The organism is Vibrio xiamenensis (genome assembly GCF_900100015.1).
In the GTDB taxonomy this organism is placed as follows: domain Bacteria; phylum Pseudomonadota; class Gammaproteobacteria; order Enterobacterales; family Vibrionaceae; genus Vibrio; species Vibrio xiamenensis.
The window spans coordinates 39828-60066 of the sequence record NZ_FNDD01000022.1 but is presented as its reverse complement, the minus strand read 5'-3'; the positions used below and the strand labels follow the sequence as shown (position 1 = coordinate 60066).

Below are 20239 nucleotides of genomic sequence, written 5' to 3'. Positions count from 1 at the left end.
AATGCGTCTGTGATTCACCAAAACAGCGCATTATTCTAGCTAAAGCGGCGCAGTCTAAAACGACCATCAGTACGATAAACCAGCAATGCGAACAAAATCAGCACACAACCAAACAACTTGGCATGAGAAAGCTGCTCGGCATACCACACCACACTGAGCACCACAGTCCAAACTGGCTCTAAAATCATAATCAGCGCCGCATTACCAGGATTGATGTGTTTTTGACCTAACGTCTGCAGCACATAGCGCAACGCCGTCGCCAACAGAGCACTTAATGCAAACCACCCCCAAATACTCGGCTCGACACTTGGCGGTGCGGTTTCAAACAGCAAGCTGGCGATCATCGCCAGCACACCAGTGACAAACAGTTGAATACAGGTGAGCAGCAACACGGGTAGAGTTTGTGAGTATTTGCTGTTGATATTGAAATGCAGAGCGAGCATGGTGGCATTGATCAAAAACCACAGCTGACTGGCTTGTGGATGCCATCCTTCCGATAGCGACAGAAATCCCAAACCGATCACTGCGATAGGCAAAGAGACCCAGAAGATACGTTTGGGGCGTTGTTTGAACAGCGCCCAAGCAATTAATGGCACGATCAGCATCGACAGGCTAACGATAAACGCGCCCTCGCCTAATGTATCGCTAATCGAAATGGCATGAATCCAACTCAGCAGTGCGCCGCTAAGTAAAACACCCACCAGCGCCGCGCGGCCAATATCTTGACCACTGGCTTGCTTTAGCGCTCGATGACAGAGTGGCAAAATGCACAGTGAAGCAAGCAAAAACCGCAATCCGACAAAGCCAAACGGCGGTAATCCTGCAATCGTCTGTTTGGAAAAAATCCAACCAAAAGCAGCAAACAGTGTGGTTAGGACCAAGATCCAACTCGCTTTACGTTCAGCATTCACAGGCAGTACTCATTAAAGATTCACGGCATCATTGCGCGGCGCGCCAATAATGCCAAAGCGCGCTATTTGTGGCGACAAAAATAATCCCTAGCTGACAACAATTCTGCACAGCAAACTTAAAACGCGCCCCTCCATTAGTTTCGCAATCGCCGATTTCATTTCGCTTCTAACATTAGCGAACGTCATATTAATTACTTTTAAATTCAATCACTTTTAATATGAGCTGCCACAAATTAGCCATAAAAGCTTCACTAAGCTGACATCTGTGGCTCACCAATCTGCAACAAACGCCACGCACCATGATCATCAAGCGAAACACACTATGCCTCGTTCGAAACTTTACAAGGAAATGATCAATGAACAAGTTATGGCTAGCAGGCCTTTTGTCTGCGACTGTCTCTGCAAACGCTTTTTCGGCAACCGAAATTACTTGGTGGCATGCAATGGGCGGCCAATTAGGCGACACCGTCAACCACATGGCTGAGGAGTTCAATGCCTCACAAGACCAATACAAAATCACCCCTGTCTACAAAGGCAGCTACACCGAAACCCTTACCGCAGGTATCGCCGCATTTCGCGCCGGTCAAGCGCCGAACATTTTGCAAGTCTTTGATGCTGGCGCGGCCACCATCATGAACGCCCCCGGTGTGGCAAAGCCAGTTGAAGACATCATGGTCGACTCCGGTTACTCATTTAACGCCAAAGACTATTTAGCTGGCGTACGTAATTTCTATGCCGATGCCAAAGGTAAGATGGTGGGAATGCCGTTTAATAGTTCAACTCCAGTGCTCTATTACAACAAGGATGTACTGGCAAAAGCAGGCGTTGACGTACCAAAGACCTATGAAGACATTGAAGCGGCAGCCGCTAAGCTCAAAAAAGCAGGCTACATTGCGTTCTCTCAATCTCATACACCGTGGATCATGTTTGAAAACTTCAAATCTCGCCACAACTTGCCGCTGGCGGATGAACACAATGGTTACAACGGTTTAGCGACGAAACTTGATTTCAACAGCAAAGACATGATCATGCATTTCAACAAGCTCAAGCAGTGGTCAGACGAAGGCTATTACAAATACTACGGCAGCGATTGGGACGCGAACCAAACTCCGTTTGAGCGTCAAGAAGTGGCGATGTGGATCGGCTCTTCCGGTTCATTTGGCGGACTGCGTGACCGCGTCAAATTCCAGCTTGGCACCGCCTATTTGCCATATTGGTCAAAACTCAACGCACATCCAGTGCACACCTTTATTGGTGGCGGAGCGCTGTTTGCCCTTAGCGGTCACGATAAAACTCAAGATAAAGGCGTTGCGGCATTTTTCAACTACCTGACCAAACCAGAAACTCAAATGTACTGGCATAAAACCACCGGCTATGTGCCTGTCACCAATGCCGCTTATGAGCTCACTAAAGCCTCTGGCTATTACCAACAAAACCCAGACGCAGAAGTGGGAGTTAAGCAGCTCAGTCTTGCTGATGGTGAATGGGCAAAAGGCTACCGCCTTGGTTTCTATCCGCAAATTCGCGAAGTGATGAACCGCGAGTTCGACAATATTTTTGCAGGCTCTTCCAGTGTCGAAACCAGCTTGAATAAAGTCGAGCAAGAGAGCTCGCAATTACTCAAACGCTTTGCGCGCACAGTCAAAAACTGATCTTGCTTGGTTGGCCTCACTAACATAGTGAGGCCATGTGTTTTTGCTGCGGGAAGTTTGTCATGCAACGACGTCAACAATTTAACCACTCTGCACTGCCTTACTTTTTTTTGGCACCGCAGATCATCATCATCACGATATTTTTCGTCTACCCGGCGCTTAAAGCGGTGTATTTGTCTTTTATGCTTGAAGACCCATGGGGCATGTCTTCGACCTTTGTGTGGTTTGAAAACTACCAAATGCTGTTTGCCTCAGACGAATACCTCAAATCGGTCGGCTTTACGCTGTGCTTTGCGTTTGCCGTATCGTTTTTCTCATTGGCGCTGGCGCTACTGCTGGCGGTCAAAGCCGACAACGTCATTCACGGCCAAAGTTCTTATAAAGTCACGCTCACTTGGGTGTATGCGGTTGCGCCAGCCATTGCCGGTGTGATTGGCAGTTTTTTGTTTAACCCCCATATTGGCGTACTCACCGATTTCTTCGCCGCCCTTGGTTGGCATTTTAGCTTTCAAACCGACCCGTTTGACGCCACTTTTGCGCTCATTTTAGTTTCGGTTTGGAAACAAGTCGCGGTTAACTTCATCTACTTTTTGGCCGGATTGCAGTCGATTTCTCATGCTGTCAAAGAAGCCGCAACACTGGATTGTGTCAGCGATAACAAGCGTTTTTGGAGCATCACGTTTCCTTTACTGGCGCCTACCGGTTTTTTCTTACTGGTGATTAACCTCACCTATGCATTTTTCGACACCTTTGGCGTTATCGACACCATGACCAATGGTGGCCCTGGTGGAAGCACAACCTCGCTGGTGTACAAAGTCTATCGTGATGGTTTTGTCGGCGCCGACCTTGGCGGCAGTTCTGCGCAATCGGTGGTGCTGCTGATTCTGGTGCTCAGCCTGACATTTATTCAATTTCGTTTTGTTGAAAAACGCGTGCATTACTGATGCGCAATGTATGGCTGCGCAAACGCGCGAGTGGACCGAACTCTCAAGGAGCGATGATGAACATTCAACGATTGTCCGATCATATTATTTTAATCACCGGCGCCCTATTTATGCTGGTGCCGATTTGGCTGATTTTCGCCAGCTCAACCCACGATCCCAACACCATTTTGACCGATGGCCTGCAATGGTGGCCCGGCGATCACTTTATCGATGTTTATCGCGAAGCGTGGAGCCGCGCAACTGGCTTTGCCGGCCAAGTCACCACTCAAACCATGGTATTCAATTCGATTGTCATGGGGCTTGGCTTTGCGATTGGTAAAATCATTATCTCGCTGATGGCGGCATTTGCTTTGGTGTACTTTCGTTTGCCCTACGCCACCCTATGGTTCTGGCTGATTTTTGTCACCCTGTTATTGCCACTGGAAGTGCGCATCATTCCTTCTTATGAAGTGGTGTCTAGCCTTGGCATGTTGAACAGCTTTTCTGGCCTAGTGCTGCCACTTATCGCCAGTGCAACCGCAACCTTCTTCTTTCGTCAGTTCTTCAAAACCGTGCCTGACGAACTTCTTGAGGCGGCGCAACTTGATAACGCAGGGCCGTTTCGCTTCTTTATCGATATTCTGCTACCGCTTTCCAAAACCATGGTGGCGGCCATTTTCATCATCATGTTTGTGGTTGGTTGGAATCAATATTTATGGCCGATCATGATGACCACCGATGAAAACTACAACACCATCGTGATGGGGATTAAGCAACTGCTCAACAACATTCGCGAGACGCGCACACCAAGATACGATTTCGCTTTTGCGATGGTGATTTACGCCATGTTGCCACCGATTTTAGTGGTGGTGATTTTTCAGCGCTGGTTCGTAAAGGGTTTAGTCGAAAGCGAAAAATGACCACATCGAACGGCGCAAGCCGGGTCATTTGGCAAGCTTTGATGATTGCAAGGAATCTATCCAATGTTAGAAATTAAAAACTTAATCAAAACCTATGAGAACGGCCATCAGGCCGTCAAAGGCGTCAGCCTTGATATCGCAGATGGCGAATTCATTGTTTTAGTCGGTCCATCCGGCTGTGGTAAGTCGTCAATTTTGCGCTCGATTGCCGGTTTAGAAGCCATTTCCGGCGGAGAAATTCATTTGAGTGGTCGACGCGTTGATGGCGAAAAACCCGCGCTGCGCGATATCGCGATGGTGTTTCAAAACTACGCGCTCTACCCGCATATGACGGTGTACAACAACCTCGCCTATGGGCTAAAAAATCGTGGCGTCGATAGACACACCATCGAAGCAAAAATTTCTAAAGTGGCTAAGACGCTGAAAATTGAACCCTATCTGCAACGCAAACCAGCTAAGCTCTCAGGCGGCCAACGTCAGCGTGTGGCGATGGGACGAGCGATTGTGCGCGACCCGCAACTGTTTTTATTTGACGAGCCGCTATCAAACCTCGATGCGGCGCTGCGCGCACACATGCGTCTGGAAATAAAAAAATTACAACGTGAACTTGGGGTCACCAGTGTCTACGTAACCCATGATCAAATCGAAGCCATGACCCTTGCTGATCGCATCGTGGTACTCAACCAAGGACAAATCGAACAAGTGGGCTCGCCGAAAGAGGTCTATCACCACCCTGCCAGTACTTTTGTCGCCAGTTTTATTGGCAGCCCAGCAATGAATTTTCTGCCAGCTCAATTAGATAACGGTACATTGCGCGTTGCAAACTGTGAGCTCTATAACCCATCACTTTGCGCATTTGGTAACGGTGAGGTAACGCTCGGTATTCGCCCTGAACACGCCAAACTCAGCGCTAATGAGCTAGATATTGCCATTGACGTTAAAGTCAATGTCGTCGAACCCCTAGGGCCAAATCAACTGGTACATGGAACGGTCAATCAAGAGCCTTTTATTGCTGCCACCGAAGAGATAGAGATTGGCAGCAAGCGTATCACAGTGCACATTGCGTTGGAAAACCTGCATCTTTTTGACCAGCGAGGCAAACGCATAACCGCGTTGGAGCCAATACCTCACGGCGCCCAAACCAGCACTCGCTATCAACAGGCTATCGCATAAAGGTTCGCTGTGAGTTTATCGTCGAGACAAAAAGACATTTTGGCCTATTTGCAACGCTGCCATGGCGTACTATCGAGTTCACTACTATCAGAGCGATTTGCCGTCTCAGTACAGACCATTCGCAAAGACATGAATGAGCTGAGCGACCAAGGCATGGTGAAACGAGTCCATGGTGGCATCATAGTGCCTAGCGCCAATGACAACTTATCATTTACCAACCGTGAGCTGCTCAACCTGCCGGCTAAGCAAACCATCGCTCAACGCGTAGCCAGTGAGCTTCCTGAAGGCATTAGTTTGTTTCTGGGGATTGGCACCACGCCAAAACATTTGGCTCACGCCCTATTAGATCATCCAGGATTGACGGTGGTGACCAATAATATCAACGCTGCGCTGACCTTAAGCCGTAACCCGAATATTTCGCTGCATTTGGCTGGTGGCGCGGTGCGCTCCTCAGATGAAGATACCGTGGGTGAAGCAACCACGCAGTTTTATCGCCAATTCAATATTAAAATAGGTATATTTGGTGTGGGCGGCTTAGGTGCGCAAGGTCAACTGCTCGATTTTACCCCTGAAGAAGCCAGTTTGACTCGCGCCATCATCGAGCAGAGTGAACAATGTTGGCTGATGGCAGATAGCAGTAAATTAGGCCGCTACGCACCAATTGTCAGTGGTAAACTGCATGAAATCAATCGGCTATTTATCGATGCAAACGTCAAAGACATCACCAAACTTTGCCAAATCAACCAAACTGAGCTGGTCATAGCTCATCACAACGAGAGTGAATCATGACACAAATTATTGTTGGTCATCGCGGCGTCGCGGGACACTTTCCCGAAAACACTAAGGTCAGTGTGCAAGCCGCTATCGACATGGGACTAAAATGGGTTGAAGTCGATGTACAACCGACCAAAGATGAAATTTTGGTGGTTTGCCATGATCACACCATCAATCGCTGCAGTAATGGCAAGGGCCGAGTCGACGACTATACCCTCGATGAGTTACAACAATTTGATTTTGGTGCTTGGTATGACGCCAAATTCGCCGCTGAGCCGCTGATGACATTGCAACAGCTGCTGGATTTGGCACATCAGCATCAACTGAGCCTCAATATCGAAGTGAAAATCGATAAACAGGATGTGGCGCATGTCGCGCAGATCCTTAAGCAGCAACTAGACAATGCAGAATTAGCGGCGTCATCAGTACTGTTATCGAGCTTTAGCCATGACATCATTCGTGAATTACATCACCACTGCCCCGGATACAAATTAGGGGTATTAAGCGAACGCCTAGGCAGAAAAGATTGGCAAGTGCTTGAAGAAGTCAACGCGTTTAGCTGTAACTTAAACTACCGCTGGGTCAGTCAAAGCCAAATTGATGAATTGCATGAAGCGGGTTATCAAGTCTGGTGTTACACCGTTAACCAAGCAGAAAAGTTTAAACACCTCGACAAAGTGGACGCGATATTTAGCGATTTTCCTGAGCGCTTTATTGACCGCTAGACATAATTGACGGCTAAACTAAACGCCAGCGTCTCGCGTTTTAGTCGACGGCTTGCCAATCTTTGGGCGCTAAGATTTTCCAGCGCTTAGCTTCGCTGCGGCTATACATAGCTTTACCTTGAGTGTCGATTTGAATCGGAATCAAATCGGCACTTTCACCGTTAAAAATACGATTGACGATATGCGCGCTAGCTTGCCCTTGAGATTGCCCGTAAGTCACCACGCCGCCAACCGCCTTTCCTCTACCCACTGCATAATCCATAAAGGTAAACAGTGGCACGCCAGTATATTGATTGGTCCAATCCATTACGGTTTTCGCCGGAACGCTACGTTCGTTTTCATCGACCAGCGTTTGGTATAAACCGACTAAAATAGCGTCAAAACCTTGTGCTTGGGCACTATCAACTTGCGCCTTCCATTCATCAAACAGCGCAATATTGTGCACTTCGATTTCAACGCCAAGCCCTTTTTTGATCAGCTCATACTGTTCAATGATGAAATCACTGGCAATTTTCGATGTCACTCCAGAATCAAATAACACTCGAACTCGAATTTGGCGCTTGTTTAGCATCAAGCTGATTTCACTCAAGTTTTTCACAAACAAAGGCCGCTCTAAAACGCCGGTGACCTTAGCTTGCCCCGGATATTGCATCAGCAGACGGCGCGGGTTGGAGTTGATACCCAAAAACACAATCGATATCGGTTGATTGTAGAGTTTGGGGTACATCAGACGCAGCGCATTATCATCACCGAGAATCACCACTTTGGGTTGGTGCTGAAGATAAAATTCCCACGCTTTACTGGCCATTTGCTCAAATTCACTTTCCGGCAGACGTTTCGTATCCATCTCAAAGCGCACCATATCGATGCTCGGATCCAGCTCTTGGTTGATGCCCAGCAAATAGCTTTTATCCCATTCATAGCCAGAGTGATAACTTTCAATCAGTACCACATCGGCCGCTCGCAATGAGCCACAGAAACACAGCAATAAAACGGAAAGAATGCGCATAGTCACCTCGCTTAAATACGTCATACTAAAGAGTGTAGAGCGTTTTCGTGTCGAGAGAAGAATCTGGCTAACAAATTTAAGATGACCTGTGAGCATTCTAAATAACGCTATCTATACTCATAATAATTAAAACAAAAGCTGACTTGATATGAACAGAACCCAGCAGTTTGAAGAAAGCATTCACAATCCATACTTTAGTGTGATTGGCCGTCGAATCATTTTTATCATGATCGTCCTAAGCAGCGTAGTGACTTTAGCCACAACCGTGCTGCAACTCTATTGGGATTACGACAAAGAGTTCAACGCGGTTAGCCAGCGCCACGCTGAGATAAAAGACGTTCATGCCGATACACTTGCCGCCTCGCTGTGGGCATTTGATTTGACCTTGCTGCAAGAGCGTTTGGAAGGTTTGGTCAATCTTCCCGGCATCGACTACATCAAAGTCACATCCGGTCGTTATGAATTCAGCGCGGGTAAAAAAGTGACCAACAACCCTATCGTCAGTAACTACGCGCTGGTTTACCACGACCCGCAGCCTAACCTGTTTGAGACCATAGGCACCATCGAAGTCGAATCCGATGCTCAGCAGATCTATCACTATTTAATGAAACAGTTTTTTGTCACGCTGGCGATGAACGCCCTCAAGACCATCATAGTGTGTTATTTCATTTTGCTGGTGTTTCACCACAGTGTGAATCGCCGAGTGTTTGCCATTGCGCAATACCTGCGTAAATACAACCCAAGGCACCCAGCTAAAACTCTTAAACTGAGCCATACCAGATGGATTATGAATGAAGAAGACGAATTGGATTGGCTGGCGGATGAATCAAATAAAATTACCGATAACGTCTCAACCTTGTACCGAAGCATCAAGTTTGAACAAGAACGGCTCAGTGATTTTACCCATGTTTCGTCAGATTGGTTGTGGGAAACTGACGCCAATGGCCAATTGACCTACAGCTCAGAGGCCATGCTCAGAGCACTTCGCCTCGAATTTACTGACCATTGCAGCCTGCACGACATCGAACTGCTCAAGCAGTGTCAATCTCTACTCACTCTGCTTGACAAGCAGCACAGCTTTAACAAGTGTGAAGAGTGCATCATCGTACAAGGCGAACCCAATTATTTTATTTTTCAAGCAATTGCTCGCTATGAAAAAGACATCTTTCTTGGTTTTCGCGGCACCGCGATTAACATTACCGACCTGAAAATGGCGCAACTTGAAGTCGAGAGTTGGAACATCAAACTTGAGCAGATCGTTGCCAAGCGCACTCAAGATCTTGAGCAAAGCATGCAGCGCTTACAACAGACTCAAGAGCAATTAGTTGAATCAGAAAAACTCGCCGCGCTCGGAGGATTAGTGGCCGGCGTCGCTCATGAAGTCAATACGCCACTTGGTATCGCCGTCACCGCAACATCGGTGATTCAAGAGAGCGCCAAAACCCTGCAAAAAGCGTTTACGGAACAAACCCTCACCAGCACCCAATTTTCTGAACTAATGACTCGCTTGACCCAAAGCGGCGAAATGCTTGAGCATAACTTAAATCGCGCCGCCAAACTGGTGCGTGACTTCAAGCAAACTGCGGTAGATCAAGTGTCTGAAAGTCGCAGCGAGTTTCGCGTTAAACAGGTACTTGATGCGCTCATTGCCAGCTTGCATCCAGAAACACGCAAAGTCCCAGTCACTCCGAACCTGGTCGGCGATGAAACCGTCACAATGAACAGCTTACCCGGGGTTCTGACACAAATTTTGTCGAACCTTGTGATGAACAGCGTCAATCACGCATTTACTCACCAGCAACAACCACAGATCGATGTTGAATTTGAGCAGCAAGACGAGTGGATCATTTTGCAATACCGCGACAACGGCGATGGTATCGAAAAAGCGCTCCACTCACGTATCTTTGAGCCTTTCTACACCACCAAACGTGGTAAAGGCGGCTCGGGGCTTGGGCTTAATCTGGTGTTCAACTTGGTGAAACAAAAACTCAAAGGCGAGCTTGAGTTTGATTCTGAACCGGGTAAAGGGGTGCACTTCACAATAAAATTGCCGAAAGTGTTACCTCAAGAAATTCAATCGCCACAAGCTCAGAAACGCAGCGCGGATGCAGAATAATGGCGTAATTGCTGAAATTGCTGAGATAAAAAAGCCACCTCAACGGTGGCTTTTTTGGAACGTTATTCGTGACAGTTAATCTGGCAGTTGGCTACGAATATCAACGAAGCTTTGCCAATTGGCGAGCATTAAATCGACCAATTCCGGGTCAAAATGTTTGCCACGCTGGGCTTCGATTTCTTCGCGAATCGCCTCGTTGGTCCAAGGCTCTTTATAACTGCGCTTTGCCCCTAAGGCGTCAAAGACATCCGCAAGCGCGGCAATTCGCCCACTGATTGGAATCTCCTCACCTTTTAAACCGTTGGGATAGCCACTACCATCCCATTTCTCATGGTGGGTACCCGCAATTTCTCGCGCTACCGCAAACAAACGGCGCTTGGAGTTACTGAGAATATTGACGCCATACTCAACGTGTTTTTGCATCTCACTCCACTCTTCTCGATCAAGCTTGCCGGGCTTGTGCAAAATGCTATCAGGAATCGCAACTTTACCCACATCATGAAGCGGCGAAGCGTGTTTGATCATATTGACATCGTTATCGCTTAAGCCGCTCAGTTCGGCCAGTTTTTCACAAATCAACGATACTCGCTGAACATGCGCCCCAGTTTCTTTACTGCGCGCTTCCACGGCATTGGCGAGGTTATACACCAGCTCTTTGGAGGTTTCGCGGATGTCATTCATTAAGGTCAAGTTTTCAAAGGTAAGACCGATGTTTTGCATATAAATCTCAAGCAACTGTTTATCGAGCTCAGAGAGCTCACGGTTGACATTCACGTACAACAAGCGATCAACGCCCTGCTCGTCGTTGGCATATAAAAGATATGCGTCTGGGTAACTGGTGCTTTCTCTCTTTTCTAGCACTTCGCTGCAGCGAGTCGAGACCGGTTCGGGTAAGCGCTCAAAAGCACACTCGCTGTAGCAATCATAATAATTGCCCGTCGCCGCCAGCGTTAATGCTCGTGACGCTTCACCATTGGGTCTTGGATGAACCAGGCAATAAAAAGCTGAGCGTTCCAGTTTGAGCAGCGATGTTAATTGATCCAGTACCGAAGTGGCGTAGGCCTGTAAAGTCGTAGTGTTTTGTACCAATGCAGAAGCTTGGATAACACGGCTTAGCCCCTGTTTTTGCTCTTCGATTAAGCACAGGTCGCGATACGAACGCAGCATTGAGTACAACAAGGTTTTCAGTTTTTGTGTTGTCAGTTCGGTCTTTTCTTTGTAATCATCGATGTTGTATTCACGGATCACCACATCTTCAGGCGCTTGCCCAGCTTGCCCAGTACGCAGCACCAGACGAATCAAGCCGTTACCTAATTCATCGCGAATATATTTGACTAGCGATAAACCCGCATGCTCCGACTCCATGACCACATCAATCAAAGCTAACGCGATATCATCGTGCTCGGCAAACACTTGCTTGGCTTCCTGGCCCGAAAGTGCCGAAATCAACTCCAGTTTTCGGCCTTCGAATTCAAAATCTGATAGCGCTATCTGAGTAATTTGGTGGACTTGTTCGTCGTCATCAACGAGAAGAATTTTCCATGGTTTGGAATGCGTTAGTAAAGGCTCATGACAGCTTGGGTCGCCACTATCTTTGTTATTCAAATCGGCAAAGAAATCCATTTACGTCCTTACTCTTTAAAAGTCGATTCTATGCTTTAGGTTTAGCACATATCCCTTCGTTATGATTAACAAAATAGAGCACGGTTAAGCTTTTCGTTTAAAAATGTTAGTCAGCATCCACTTGAGCATGTGGATTTGCAAGTTCAAAAGCAGGAAGTGTTTCAAGATACTGACAAATCTCACGAATTTTAGGGTAGTTATCCATCGGACAGGCAAATCGCTCAGCATTATAGACTTGCGGAACCAAGCAAACGTCGGCCAATGTCACCTCATCACCCACACAGCATTGCCCCCCAAGTTGATTAAGCCGCTGCTCTAAAGCCGTAAAACTCACCGCAACCCAATGACGATACCATTCAACTTTACTGTGTTTATCCCCGGCAAAATGTTCAGTTAAATAATTCAACACTCGAAGGTTATTGAGCGGATGCAAATCTGCGCTGATATCCAGTGCCAGCGCCCTCACCAAGGCGCGCTCTTTTGCATGACGAGGCAATAAATTTGGGCTTGGGTAGCGCTCGTCCAGATATTCGACAATGGCTAGTGATTGATTCAGTACCACATCGCCATCACACAAAGTTGGCACCAGTTCACTCGGGTTTAAATCCCGATACCAAGTTTGGTGCTGTTCGCCACCGTCTCTTAGCAAATGAACCGGTTGAGTGTGATAATCCAGACGCTTCCAATTAAGCGCAATGCGCACTCGATACGCCGCCGAAGAGCGCCAATAGCTGTAGAGCGTCATGGTCATGGGCTCACCACTTTTTGTTCAATCGCACCAAATATTGAGCGGCCATTGACATCAAACATCTCTATTTTGATGCTATCGCCAACTTGCATAAAGGGCGTTTGCGGCGCGCCATCACGAATGGTCTCAATCATTCTCAGCTCAGCCAAACACGAATAGCCAACGCCTCCCTCATCTATGGCACTGCCATGATCAGTCCCTTGCTTGTTAGACACCGTTCCTGAACCAACAATGCTCCCTGCGCACAGCGCACGAGTTTTCGCGGCATGGGCGATCAATACTCCAAAATCAAATGTCATATCAACGCCCGCATTCGGACAGCCAAACATTTGCCCATTATGACTGCTGCAAAGTGGCAACGACAGTTTGGCGCCCTCCCAAACCTCGCCCAGTTCATCGGGCGTCACGGCGACAGGCGAAAACGCGCTGGCGGGTTTGGATTGAAAAAAGCCAAATCCTTTCGCCAGTTCCGCCGGTATCAAGCCTCGTAGCGAAACATCGTTGACCAACATCAGCAAGCGAATCCGCTCACGTGCATCGCGCGGCGAAATCCCCATTTCGACGTCATCGGTAATAACCGCCACTTCCGCTTCAAAGTCGAGCCCCCAGTTAGGATCGCCAAGCACAATGTCTTCACACGGTGACAAAAATTTGTCTGACCCACCTTGATACATCAGCGGATCGGTCCAAAATTCTGCTGGCATCGATGCGCCGCGCGCTTTGCGTACCAACTCAACATGATTAACATACGCAGAGCCATCCGCCCATTGATATGCACGCGGCAATGGCGACAAACAGAGTTTGGCAGAAAATGGCTCACCCTTGGCATGGCCAGAATTAAGCGCTTGATATACCTCGGCCAATTTAGGCGCCACGCTCTGCCAATGGTCGAGTGCATTTTGCAACGTAGGCGCTATGCTCGTAACCGGCAAATACCATTTCAGATCGCGGCTCACCACCACAAGTTGGCCATCTCGCGACGCAGTTTTCACGCTCGCCAGTTTCATTTCAATGCTCCTTTCCAGCTATCGACGTAAGAGCTATTTTCCACCGCCTGTGCCGCCTCTCCCACGCTCAAAGCGTGGCGCGTATCAATCATTACCGCCACTTCATCGGTAAACGTTTTGCTGGTTGTTTGCGCACCATCAAAGGCTTTGGGATGGGGGCCGTGGGTAAAGCCAGCCGGATGAAAAGTCACCATACCCGGTTCGATGTTGTCGCGACTAAAGAAATCACCACTGTGGTAAAACAACACTTCATCAAAGTCGTCATTGTTGTGAAAAAACGGCACTTTTAACGCCCCTGGTTCGCTCTCGATTGGACGCGGCACAAAGGTACAAACCACAAAGTCGTTACCTAAAAAGGTGGTATGCGCCGAAGGCGGAAGATGATAACGGTGCGACATTATCGGCCTGATATCGCGCCAATTGAGTTTGAATACCGACAAGTCGCCGTGCCAACCAATCGCATCCAGTGGATTAAACGGAAACGTCACCACGCTGAGTTGTTCACGGCGCTTAATCTGCACTTGAGTGGTTTTTTCACTGTATTGCTGGCGAAAAGTTTGGTTGATACTGGGGACTTCAAGCACTGCAGGGTCGAAAATCGCGTGCTGCCCAACGATACCTTTGTCGGGTAACTCATAGCCGGCATCGGTGTTTTCAATCATCAGTAACATCATCGCCGAGTGAGGGCTGATTCGCCAAGTGGTCGAACGAGGAATTAACACATAATCGCCAGTGTTGAGAACCAAATGTCCGTAGTCGCAAAACAGCTCGCCACCACCTTGATGGACAAACAGCAGGTCATCACCATCGGCGTTACGCACAAGGTGCTGCATCGGTTTTGCTGTGCGCCAGAGGCGAATTTTGCATTGCGCATTCGAGAGTAATACTGGTACTTGCCAAGGCGAATCAGCGTTTGAATCTACACGGTTAAAATCAAAGCAGCGCGGTCTTAATTCCCCTTGCCAGTCGCTCCACGCCGTCGGTGGATGCTGATGATGAAAATGACTTGCAGGACCAAAAAATCCGCTGCGCCCGGCTTCGCGCTCATAAATCGCTTGTTTCGGAAAATCCGCATGGGCTTGGTGCGAACATTGTCCTTCACTATGTGGTATTGGAATTCGTCTACGCATCGCTCAGTACTCCGCGGCGGATTTGATCGTCTTCAATCGACTCAAACAGCGCTTGAAAATTACCTTCACCAAAGCCTTGATTACCCTTGCGCTGAATGACTTCAAAGAACACCGGACCAATCACATTTTGGGTAAAGATCTGCAGCAAAATACCGTCTTTATCCGCAGAGCCGTCGATGAGGATCTGCAGCTCTTTAAGCTTGTCCAGATCTTCCTGATGCCCTTTGATACGTTGGTTGACTTTGTCGTAATAGCTGCTTGGCGTTGACATAAACGTCACGCCACGCTCTAACAACCGTGCGACTGTGGCGTAGATATTGTCAGTGGCGAGCGCGATATGCTGAATGCCCTCTCCGTTGTAGTCACGAATGAATTCCTGAATTTGCGATTGTTCATCGCTGGATTCATTAATCGGAATCCGAATTTTGCCACACGGCGCCGTCATTGCTCGGCTGACCAAACCGGTATGCTTGCCTTCAATATCAAAGTGACGAATTTCTTGAAAGTTACCAATGCGCTGATAAAAGTCGGCCCACTTATCCATTCCGCCGCGGTTAACGTTGTGAGTAAGATGGTCAATAACCGTTAATCCCACCTCGACAGGCAAAGGTTTTGAGCGGAACTCGGAATAAAACTTAAAATCCACGTCATAGATGGTGCTATCGCCATAACGATCAACGAAATACAGCAGACTGCCACCCACCCCATAAATCGCGGGAATACTGAGCTCCATTGGGCCAATTTCAGTGACATAACGCTGAGCGCCTTTGGCTAACGCATGGCTATGTGCCATCGCCGCATCTTGGACGCGAAACGCCATGCCGCACACCGAAGGGCCATGAATACTGGCAAAGCTGTGCGCTTGACTGCGCGGCTCGGCATTAACGATAAAGTTGATGTCTCCTTGGCGAAAAAGCCACGCCTGCTTGGAACGATGCTTGGCCACTTTGGCAAATCCAAGCGCCAAAAACAGCGATTTTAACGCTTCAATACCGAATGAATCGGCAGCGGTAAACTCGACAAATTCAAACCCATCGCAGCCCAGAGGATTATATTGCTTGGTCATTTTTCACCTTCCTTTAGCACCGATTTCAGCGCACTAAACGTGCCTAGCAGTGCGTGCTCTATAAAAGTGGATGGTGCGCGCTGGAAAGCAATTTTTGGCGTTCAAAAACGTGGGTGGCAAAAAGTGTAAAATGTAAATTTAACATGACATTAACAATATAAAATCACTGATAATTGGCGATTTTGAGATAAGAAACTACTTACAAAAACCAATAAATAACCTTAAATATCAACAACTAAAAATTATTTTATTTTTTTAGCGATTTTTTTGTTGCGCTTTTTAAAAAGCGCTTTTATTATCGCCCTGCTTCTTGATGATAGCCAATCCGAGTACATCACAGGTTGTTTGTGGCAAGGCGATAGAGCAACTATCCAAGAGTGACTTTGACGGCGTTTAAACGCGCTTTTATTGACGCTCAACTTTTCGATCAAATTCCGAAAAGTTTGCCCACTACCTTGGAGGCTTGCTATGGCACAATCAGCGTTGGATGTACTTTCTATCTCACCTTCAGCTCTTAGCGCTGAAGAAACTCACCTAATCGAATCTTCAGTTGCTCAATTTGGCGCACCTTTGTTGCTGCTTGATTGCGACTCTGTTCGTCACCAATACCGTGCACTACAAAACGCATTACCAAATGTGACTTTGCACTTTGCACTTAAGCCGCTTCCTCACCCAGCTGTTGTTCGTACTTTGCTGGCAGAAGGCGCAAGCTTTGATTTGGCGACCACAGGTGAAGTGGAATTGGTGGCAGGCGAAGGCGTTCCTGCAGACAAAACCATCCACACCCACCCAATCAAACGCGATGCCGATATTCGCGCTGCGCTTGAGTATGGCTGCTGTGTGTTTGTTGTCGACAACCTTAATGAACTTGAAAAATTCATCGCTTACCGCGACGAGGTTGAGCTATTGGTGCGCTTGAGTTTCCGCAATGCCGACGTATTTGCGGATTTGTCGAAAAAATTTGGTTGCAGCCCAGATCACGCGATTGAAATCATTACTCGTGCGAAAGAACTTGGTATTCGTATCAAAGGCTTGTCGTTCCACGTTGGTTCACAAACCTTGAACCCGCAAAAATACGTGGATGCGATTTTGGCATGTAAAGAAGTGATGGAGCGTGTGGTGGAACTTGGTCTACCCGCACTGAGCACTTTGGATATTGGCGGTGGATTCCCAGTCAACTACACCAAAGCTGTGATGCCGATTGACGAGTTTTGCGTGCCGATCAATCAAGCGCTGAATACTCTGCCTGAAACCGTTCAAGTGTTGGCAGAACCAGGTCGCTTTATTGTGGCTGGCTGCATGACATCAGTGGCATCGGTCATGGGTCAAGCGGATCGCGAAGGTCAAACTTGGTATTACCTAGACGATGGTCTGTACGGTTCATTCAGTGGCATTATTTTTGACCATGGCGAATACCCGCTGTACACCACCAAACACGCTGTTGAGACTTTCTCTAGCGTTTTGGCAGGCCCAACATGCGACAGTATCGACGTGATTGCTGAAAACATCATGTTGCCAAAACTTGAAAATGGCGACTTGATCATCGGCCGTATGATGGGTGCGTACACCAGCGCAACCGCAACCGACTTTAACTTCTTCAAACGCGCGCAAACTGTGGTGATGAATGAAGAGGAAGTGATGGCCAGCCGTAAAATGGGCTAATATCTAGCGACCGACATCCGTCATAATGTCCAAACACGAGCCTCTTTATGAGGCTCGTGTTGTTTGTGTCTATCCTGTTATTTCTGATCAATTTGATTCGTATTTATCCCTGATCTGGCTCACATTTTTTTGGTGAAGCACATAATCAGTGCTAGTCTAAACTTTCTCGCAGCTATGTTGTCCATAGCACTACTGACCTAAGAAACAAGGACTTCCATTATGGCTATCACCACCCTCGATACCAACACTGCTCTGATTATTATTGACCTGCAAAAAGGCATTATTGCTTTGCCAACGGTCCATCCAGCGCAACCTGTGATCGACAAAAGTGCCACACTTGCTGAGGCATTTCGCCGTCACCAGCGCCCTGTGGTGGTCGTCAATGTGGTCGGACACGCGCCCGGTCGAAATGATTCAGGCCCAGCCAGTAATGCACAGCTGCCCGCCGATTGGGCAGAGCTAACACCTGAACTGAATGTTCAAGACAGCGATATCATGATCTCCAAAACCACTTGGGGAGCCTTCAACAAAACCGACCTTGATCAGCAATTGCAAAAGCTTGGCGTGACACAAGTGGTGATTGTCGGTATCGCAACCTCAATTGGTGTGGAATCGACTGCCCGTCAAGCCTTTGAGCTTGGTTACAACGTCACTATCGCAACAGACAGTGTGACCGATTTGAACCTCGATACTCACAACAACAGCTGTAATCTGGTGTTTCCACGCCTTGCTGAAACTGGCAGTGCTGCAGATGTACTGGCTTTACTAGAAAAATAACCTTCTTTGCAAGATAGCAAGAAACCGTCATAGAAGATGCTTGACGGGTTTATAGACAAAAATGGGCCACAAGGCCCATTTTTTATACGGAGAATTCGCTTGATGAGTTAATCAATGAGCTGGGTGAACGCGCGTGCATCAATGGGTTTTGAGAAATAATAGCCTTGATACTCATCGCACCCTTCCAGACACAATAATTCCAGCTGCTCTTGATATTCTACCCCTTCCGCCACCACACGTTTACCAAGGTTACGACCAATTTGAATAATGGTACGCACCAACATGTGGTCGGTTGTTTCATGCACGCAATCATCAACAAATGACTTGTCGATTTTCAGCACATCAATCGGCAGCTGTTTGAGATAATTGAGCGATGAATATTCGACGCCAAAGTCGTCAACCGCCACCGATACCCCCATCTCACGCAGCTTTTTGCAGCTGCCAACCACAAATTCTGAGCGCTGCATTAATGCGGTTTCGGTAATTTCAATTTGCAGTAAATGCGGTGGAAGACGAATTTCATCTAACACAGATTTGATGTATTCATCGATTTCATCGTGCGCAAATTGTACTGTGGAGACGTTGACGGAAATACAAATCGGCCGGTTCATGTCATACCAAGCTTTAGCCTGCATACACGCTTGACGAATCACCCAGCGGCCAATGGGTACTATCTGCGCGGTTTTTTCCGCAATGCTAATAAAATCGTTCGGCGGAATCATACCCAAAAACGGATGTTGCCAACGGATCAGTGCTTCGGCGCCGAGCACCAAATTCTGTTTCACATCGACTTTAGGCTGATACAGCAAATAAAACTGCTCGGCTTCAATAGCGCTCGCCAATTCAACTTCGATCTGATGTTGACGAATCGACTCTTCCAGAAGTTCATCGTCGTACCATTGGATTTGGTTTGGCCCCCGCGAGCGTGCTTTGTACAGCGCTGTCGCGGCGTTTTTGCCCCACAGACGCGTATCGCCTAGCGCATCACTTAAAAGCGCGATGCCAATACTGTAGGTTAAACGGTGCGAGGTGTTGCCGATCATGAAAACTTTCTGTGCGCTATCGACCAGCATATCCAAAATGCCAATCACGTCTTGAGTAACATCTTTAGACGAACTAATCAGTATAATAAATTCATCACCGCCAAGACGGTAGACCCGCCCCTTATCAGCCACCAGCGACACCAAATGACGACCAAATTTCACCAGCAGTTCGTCGCCGTTGGTGTAGCCAAGGCTATCGTTGATATTCTTAAAATCGTTTAAACCGATTTCAATCACCGCATAATCAAGGCGCGCCGACAGATGTCGAATATCGTCAGAAAACGCTTTACGGTTAGGCAGCTTGGTTAAGTAGTCAGTCAAACTGTCTTGTTTATAGGTGCTCGCCAAATAGAGATAACGTTTATGAAACAGCATCATCACGGATGCAAGGCCGGTAATAGCCGCTAATTCAAAGGCATCTTCAAAAAATTCGCCGTAATCGCCACTCGGTAAATAGTGCAAATAGGTGGCGATTAAAATCGGCACGATCGCATTGGGCCACAATGAACCGGGAAACATCACGATGTAGCACAGCGGCAATAGGATAAAACTTTCTTCGATATAGTCTGGGTCAAGTGGATCAACCCATCCGCCATAAGCGATAACCGTAATTGATAACACTGCGCACCAGCGTTTGACATTCGGGTGCTGATGATAATGACCAAGCGTCATAAATAGAGGAAAAGCGAGATAGAGCCACAGCTGCTGTTGGTGCTGTGAAACCAGCGTATAAGTGATAAGAGCAATCGAAAGATAAAACACAATTTGAACGGCAAGCTTCACTTTCAAAACTTGTGCGTCAATATGTCTCGCTCTTTCCATCTAAACCTCAACTCATACAAAAAATAGAGAAGTGCCAGCAAAGTGCCGACCGAAATAAGTATAAATGGAAAAAAACTTTTAATTGATCTGTTTTTATAAACCACTGGGCTCAATGAGATATGTTGCACAAAAATGCCCCGACAGTGCGGAGCATTCAC

The 20239-nt window shown here is 47.5% G+C and carries 17 protein-coding genes; 9 read left to right on the top strand and 8 right to left on the bottom strand.

Annotation, left to right across the window (positions count from 1 at the left end; genetic code table 11):
- Nucleotides 1-35 precede the first annotated feature (35 nt).
- Nucleotides 36-911 carry a DMT family transporter gene (locus tag BLS03_RS16630; protein ID WP_093276485.1) on the bottom strand — a complete coding sequence of 292 codons (876 nt, stop codon included), beginning with the start codon at nt 909-911 and terminating at the stop codon, nt 36-38.
- A 356-nt stretch (nt 912-1267) separates the two neighbouring features.
- Here BLS03_RS16630 and ugpB point away from each other — a divergent pair, with 356 nt between their 5' ends.
- The 6 genes from ugpB (at nt 1268) to BLS03_RS16600 (ending at nt 7078) form a co-directional block, all read left to right on the top strand.
- Nucleotides 1268-2563 carry a sn-glycerol-3-phosphate ABC transporter substrate-binding protein UgpB gene (ugpB, locus tag BLS03_RS16625; protein WP_093276483.1) on the top strand — a complete coding sequence of 432 codons (1296 nt, stop codon included), beginning with the start codon at nt 1268-1270 and terminating at the stop codon, nt 2561-2563.
- A 62-nt stretch (nt 2564-2625) separates the two neighbouring features.
- A complete protein-coding gene (locus BLS03_RS16620) occupies nt 2626-3507 on the top strand; it encodes an ABC transporter permease subunit (RefSeq protein WP_093276480.1) in 882 nt (293 codons plus the stop codon).
- A gap of 56 nt (nt 3508-3563) precedes the next feature.
- Nucleotides 3564-4406: a sn-glycerol-3-phosphate ABC transporter permease UgpE gene (gene ugpE / locus BLS03_RS16615; protein ID WP_093276572.1), complete on the top strand. Its 843-nt coding sequence runs from the start codon at nt 3564-3566 to the stop codon at nt 4404-4406.
- A gap of 63 nt (nt 4407-4469) precedes the next feature.
- Nucleotides 4470-5579 (top strand): sn-glycerol-3-phosphate ABC transporter ATP-binding protein UgpC, encoded by a 1110-nt coding sequence (gene ugpC, locus BLS03_RS16610; protein WP_093276478.1) that lies wholly within the window; start codon nt 4470-4472, stop codon nt 5577-5579.
- Between the two features lie 9 nt (nt 5580-5588).
- Nucleotides 5589-6368, top strand: coding sequence for a DeoR/GlpR family DNA-binding transcription regulator (locus tag BLS03_RS16605; protein ID WP_093276475.1), 780 nt, complete (start codon nt 5589-5591; stop codon nt 6366-6368).
- Nucleotides 6365-7078, top strand: a complete 714-nt coding sequence (locus BLS03_RS16600) for a glycerophosphodiester phosphodiesterase family protein (protein ID WP_093276473.1) — start codon at nt 6365-6367, stop codon at nt 7076-7078. The genes BLS03_RS16605 and BLS03_RS16600 overlap by 4 nt, the downstream gene beginning before the upstream one ends.
- 40 nt (nt 7079-7118) lie before the next feature.
- Here the strand turns inward: BLS03_RS16600 and BLS03_RS16595 are convergent, their stop codons facing one another.
- Nucleotides 7119-8087: an ABC transporter substrate-binding protein gene (locus BLS03_RS16595; RefSeq protein WP_093276470.1), complete on the bottom strand. Its 969-nt coding sequence runs from the start codon at nt 8085-8087 to the stop codon at nt 7119-7121.
- A 148-nt stretch (nt 8088-8235) separates the two neighbouring features.
- Between BLS03_RS16595 and BLS03_RS16590 the strand changes: the two genes are divergently transcribed.
- On the top strand, nt 8236-10203 hold the full coding sequence (locus BLS03_RS16590; protein WP_093276468.1) for a sensor histidine kinase: 1968 nt from the start codon (nt 8236-8238) through the stop codon (nt 10201-10203).
- Between the two features lie 75 nt (nt 10204-10278).
- Here the strand turns inward: BLS03_RS16590 and BLS03_RS16585 are convergent, their stop codons facing one another.
- The 5 genes from BLS03_RS16585 to hppD all read right to left on the bottom strand — a co-directional run bounded on the left by BLS03_RS16585 (nt 10279) and on the right by hppD (nt 15777).
- Nucleotides 10279-11826, bottom strand: coding sequence for a response regulator (locus BLS03_RS16585; RefSeq protein WP_093276465.1), 1548 nt, complete (start codon nt 11824-11826; stop codon nt 10279-10281).
- A gap of 106 nt (nt 11827-11932) precedes the next feature.
- On the bottom strand, nt 11933-12577 hold the full coding sequence (gene maiA, locus BLS03_RS16580; RefSeq protein WP_176765623.1) for a maleylacetoacetate isomerase: 645 nt from the start codon (nt 12575-12577) through the stop codon (nt 11933-11935).
- On the bottom strand, nt 12574-13581 hold the full coding sequence (locus BLS03_RS16575; RefSeq protein WP_093276463.1) for a fumarylacetoacetate hydrolase family protein: 1008 nt from the start codon (nt 13579-13581) through the stop codon (nt 12574-12576). Before BLS03_RS16575 ends, maiA begins: the two co-directional genes overlap by 4 nt.
- The gene (locus tag BLS03_RS16570; protein WP_093276460.1) at nt 13578-14711 is read right to left on the bottom strand and encodes a homogentisate 1,2-dioxygenase; all 1134 of its coding nucleotides are present in this window, start codon (nt 14709-14711) and stop codon (nt 13578-13580) included. Before BLS03_RS16570 ends, BLS03_RS16575 begins: the two co-directional genes overlap by 4 nt.
- Nucleotides 14704-15777, bottom strand: a complete 1074-nt coding sequence (gene hppD, locus BLS03_RS16565; protein ID WP_093276458.1) for a 4-hydroxyphenylpyruvate dioxygenase — start codon at nt 15775-15777, stop codon at nt 14704-14706. Before hppD ends, BLS03_RS16570 begins: the two co-directional genes overlap by 8 nt.
- Before the next feature lie 468 nt (nt 15778-16245).
- Between hppD and BLS03_RS16560 the strand changes: the two genes are divergently transcribed.
- Both BLS03_RS16560 and BLS03_RS16555 read left to right on the top strand, forming a co-directional pair.
- Nucleotides 16246-17439 carry a type III PLP-dependent enzyme gene (locus BLS03_RS16560; protein ID WP_093276455.1) on the top strand — a complete coding sequence of 398 codons (1194 nt, stop codon included), beginning with the start codon at nt 16246-16248 and terminating at the stop codon, nt 17437-17439.
- A gap of 219 nt (nt 17440-17658) precedes the next feature.
- Nucleotides 17659-18216, top strand: a complete 558-nt coding sequence (locus tag BLS03_RS16555) for an isochorismatase family protein (RefSeq protein ID WP_093276453.1) — start codon at nt 17659-17661, stop codon at nt 18214-18216.
- Between the two features lie 107 nt (nt 18217-18323).
- Here BLS03_RS16555 and BLS03_RS16550 read toward each other — a convergent pair whose 3' ends face one another.
- A complete protein-coding gene (locus BLS03_RS16550) occupies nt 18324-20081 on the bottom strand; it encodes a putative bifunctional diguanylate cyclase/phosphodiesterase (protein WP_093276450.1) in 1758 nt (585 codons plus the stop codon).
- Between the last annotated feature and the right edge of the window lie 158 nt (nt 20082-20239).

Coding starts and splice junctions, on each gene's coding strand:
- BLS03_RS16570 (WP_093276460.1), bottom strand. CDS start 14,711: ATGCGTAGACGAATTCCAATACCACATAGTGAAGGACAATGTTCGCAC.
- ugpC (WP_093276478.1), top strand. CDS start 4,470: ATGTTAGAAATTAAAAACTTAATCAAAACCTATGAGAACGGCCATCAG.
- BLS03_RS16620 (WP_093276480.1), top strand. CDS start 2,626: ATGCAACGACGTCAACAATTTAACCACTCTGCACTGCCTTACTTTTTT.
- ugpE (WP_093276572.1), top strand. CDS start 3,564: ATGAACATTCAACGATTGTCCGATCATATTATTTTAATCACCGGCGCC.
- BLS03_RS16575 (WP_093276463.1), bottom strand. CDS start 13,581: ATGAAACTGGCGAGCGTGAAAACTGCGTCGCGAGATGGCCAACTTGTG.
- maiA (WP_176765623.1), bottom strand. CDS start 12,577: ATGACCATGACGCTCTACAGCTATTGGCGCTCTTCGGCGGCGTATCGA.
- hppD (WP_093276458.1), bottom strand. CDS start 15,777: ATGACCAAGCAATATAATCCTCTGGGCTGCGATGGGTTTGAATTTGTC.
- BLS03_RS16590 (WP_093276468.1), top strand. CDS start 8,236: ATGAACAGAACCCAGCAGTTTGAAGAAAGCATTCACAATCCATACTTT.
- BLS03_RS16555 (WP_093276453.1), top strand. CDS start 17,659: ATGGCTATCACCACCCTCGATACCAACACTGCTCTGATTATTATTGAC.
- BLS03_RS16595 (WP_093276470.1), bottom strand. CDS start 8,087: ATGCGCATTCTTTCCGTTTTATTGCTGTGTTTCTGTGGCTCATTGCGA.
- BLS03_RS16560 (WP_093276455.1), top strand. CDS start 16,246: ATGGCACAATCAGCGTTGGATGTACTTTCTATCTCACCTTCAGCTCTT.
- BLS03_RS16600 (WP_093276473.1), top strand. CDS start 6,365: ATGACACAAATTATTGTTGGTCATCGCGGCGTCGCGGGACACTTTCCC.
- BLS03_RS16585 (WP_093276465.1), bottom strand. CDS start 11,826: ATGGATTTCTTTGCCGATTTGAATAACAAAGATAGTGGCGACCCAAGC.
- ugpB (WP_093276483.1), top strand. CDS start 1,268: ATGAACAAGTTATGGCTAGCAGGCCTTTTGTCTGCGACTGTCTCTGCA.
- BLS03_RS16550 (WP_093276450.1), bottom strand. CDS start 20,081: ATGGAAAGAGCGAGACATATTGACGCACAAGTTTTGAAAGTGAAGCTT.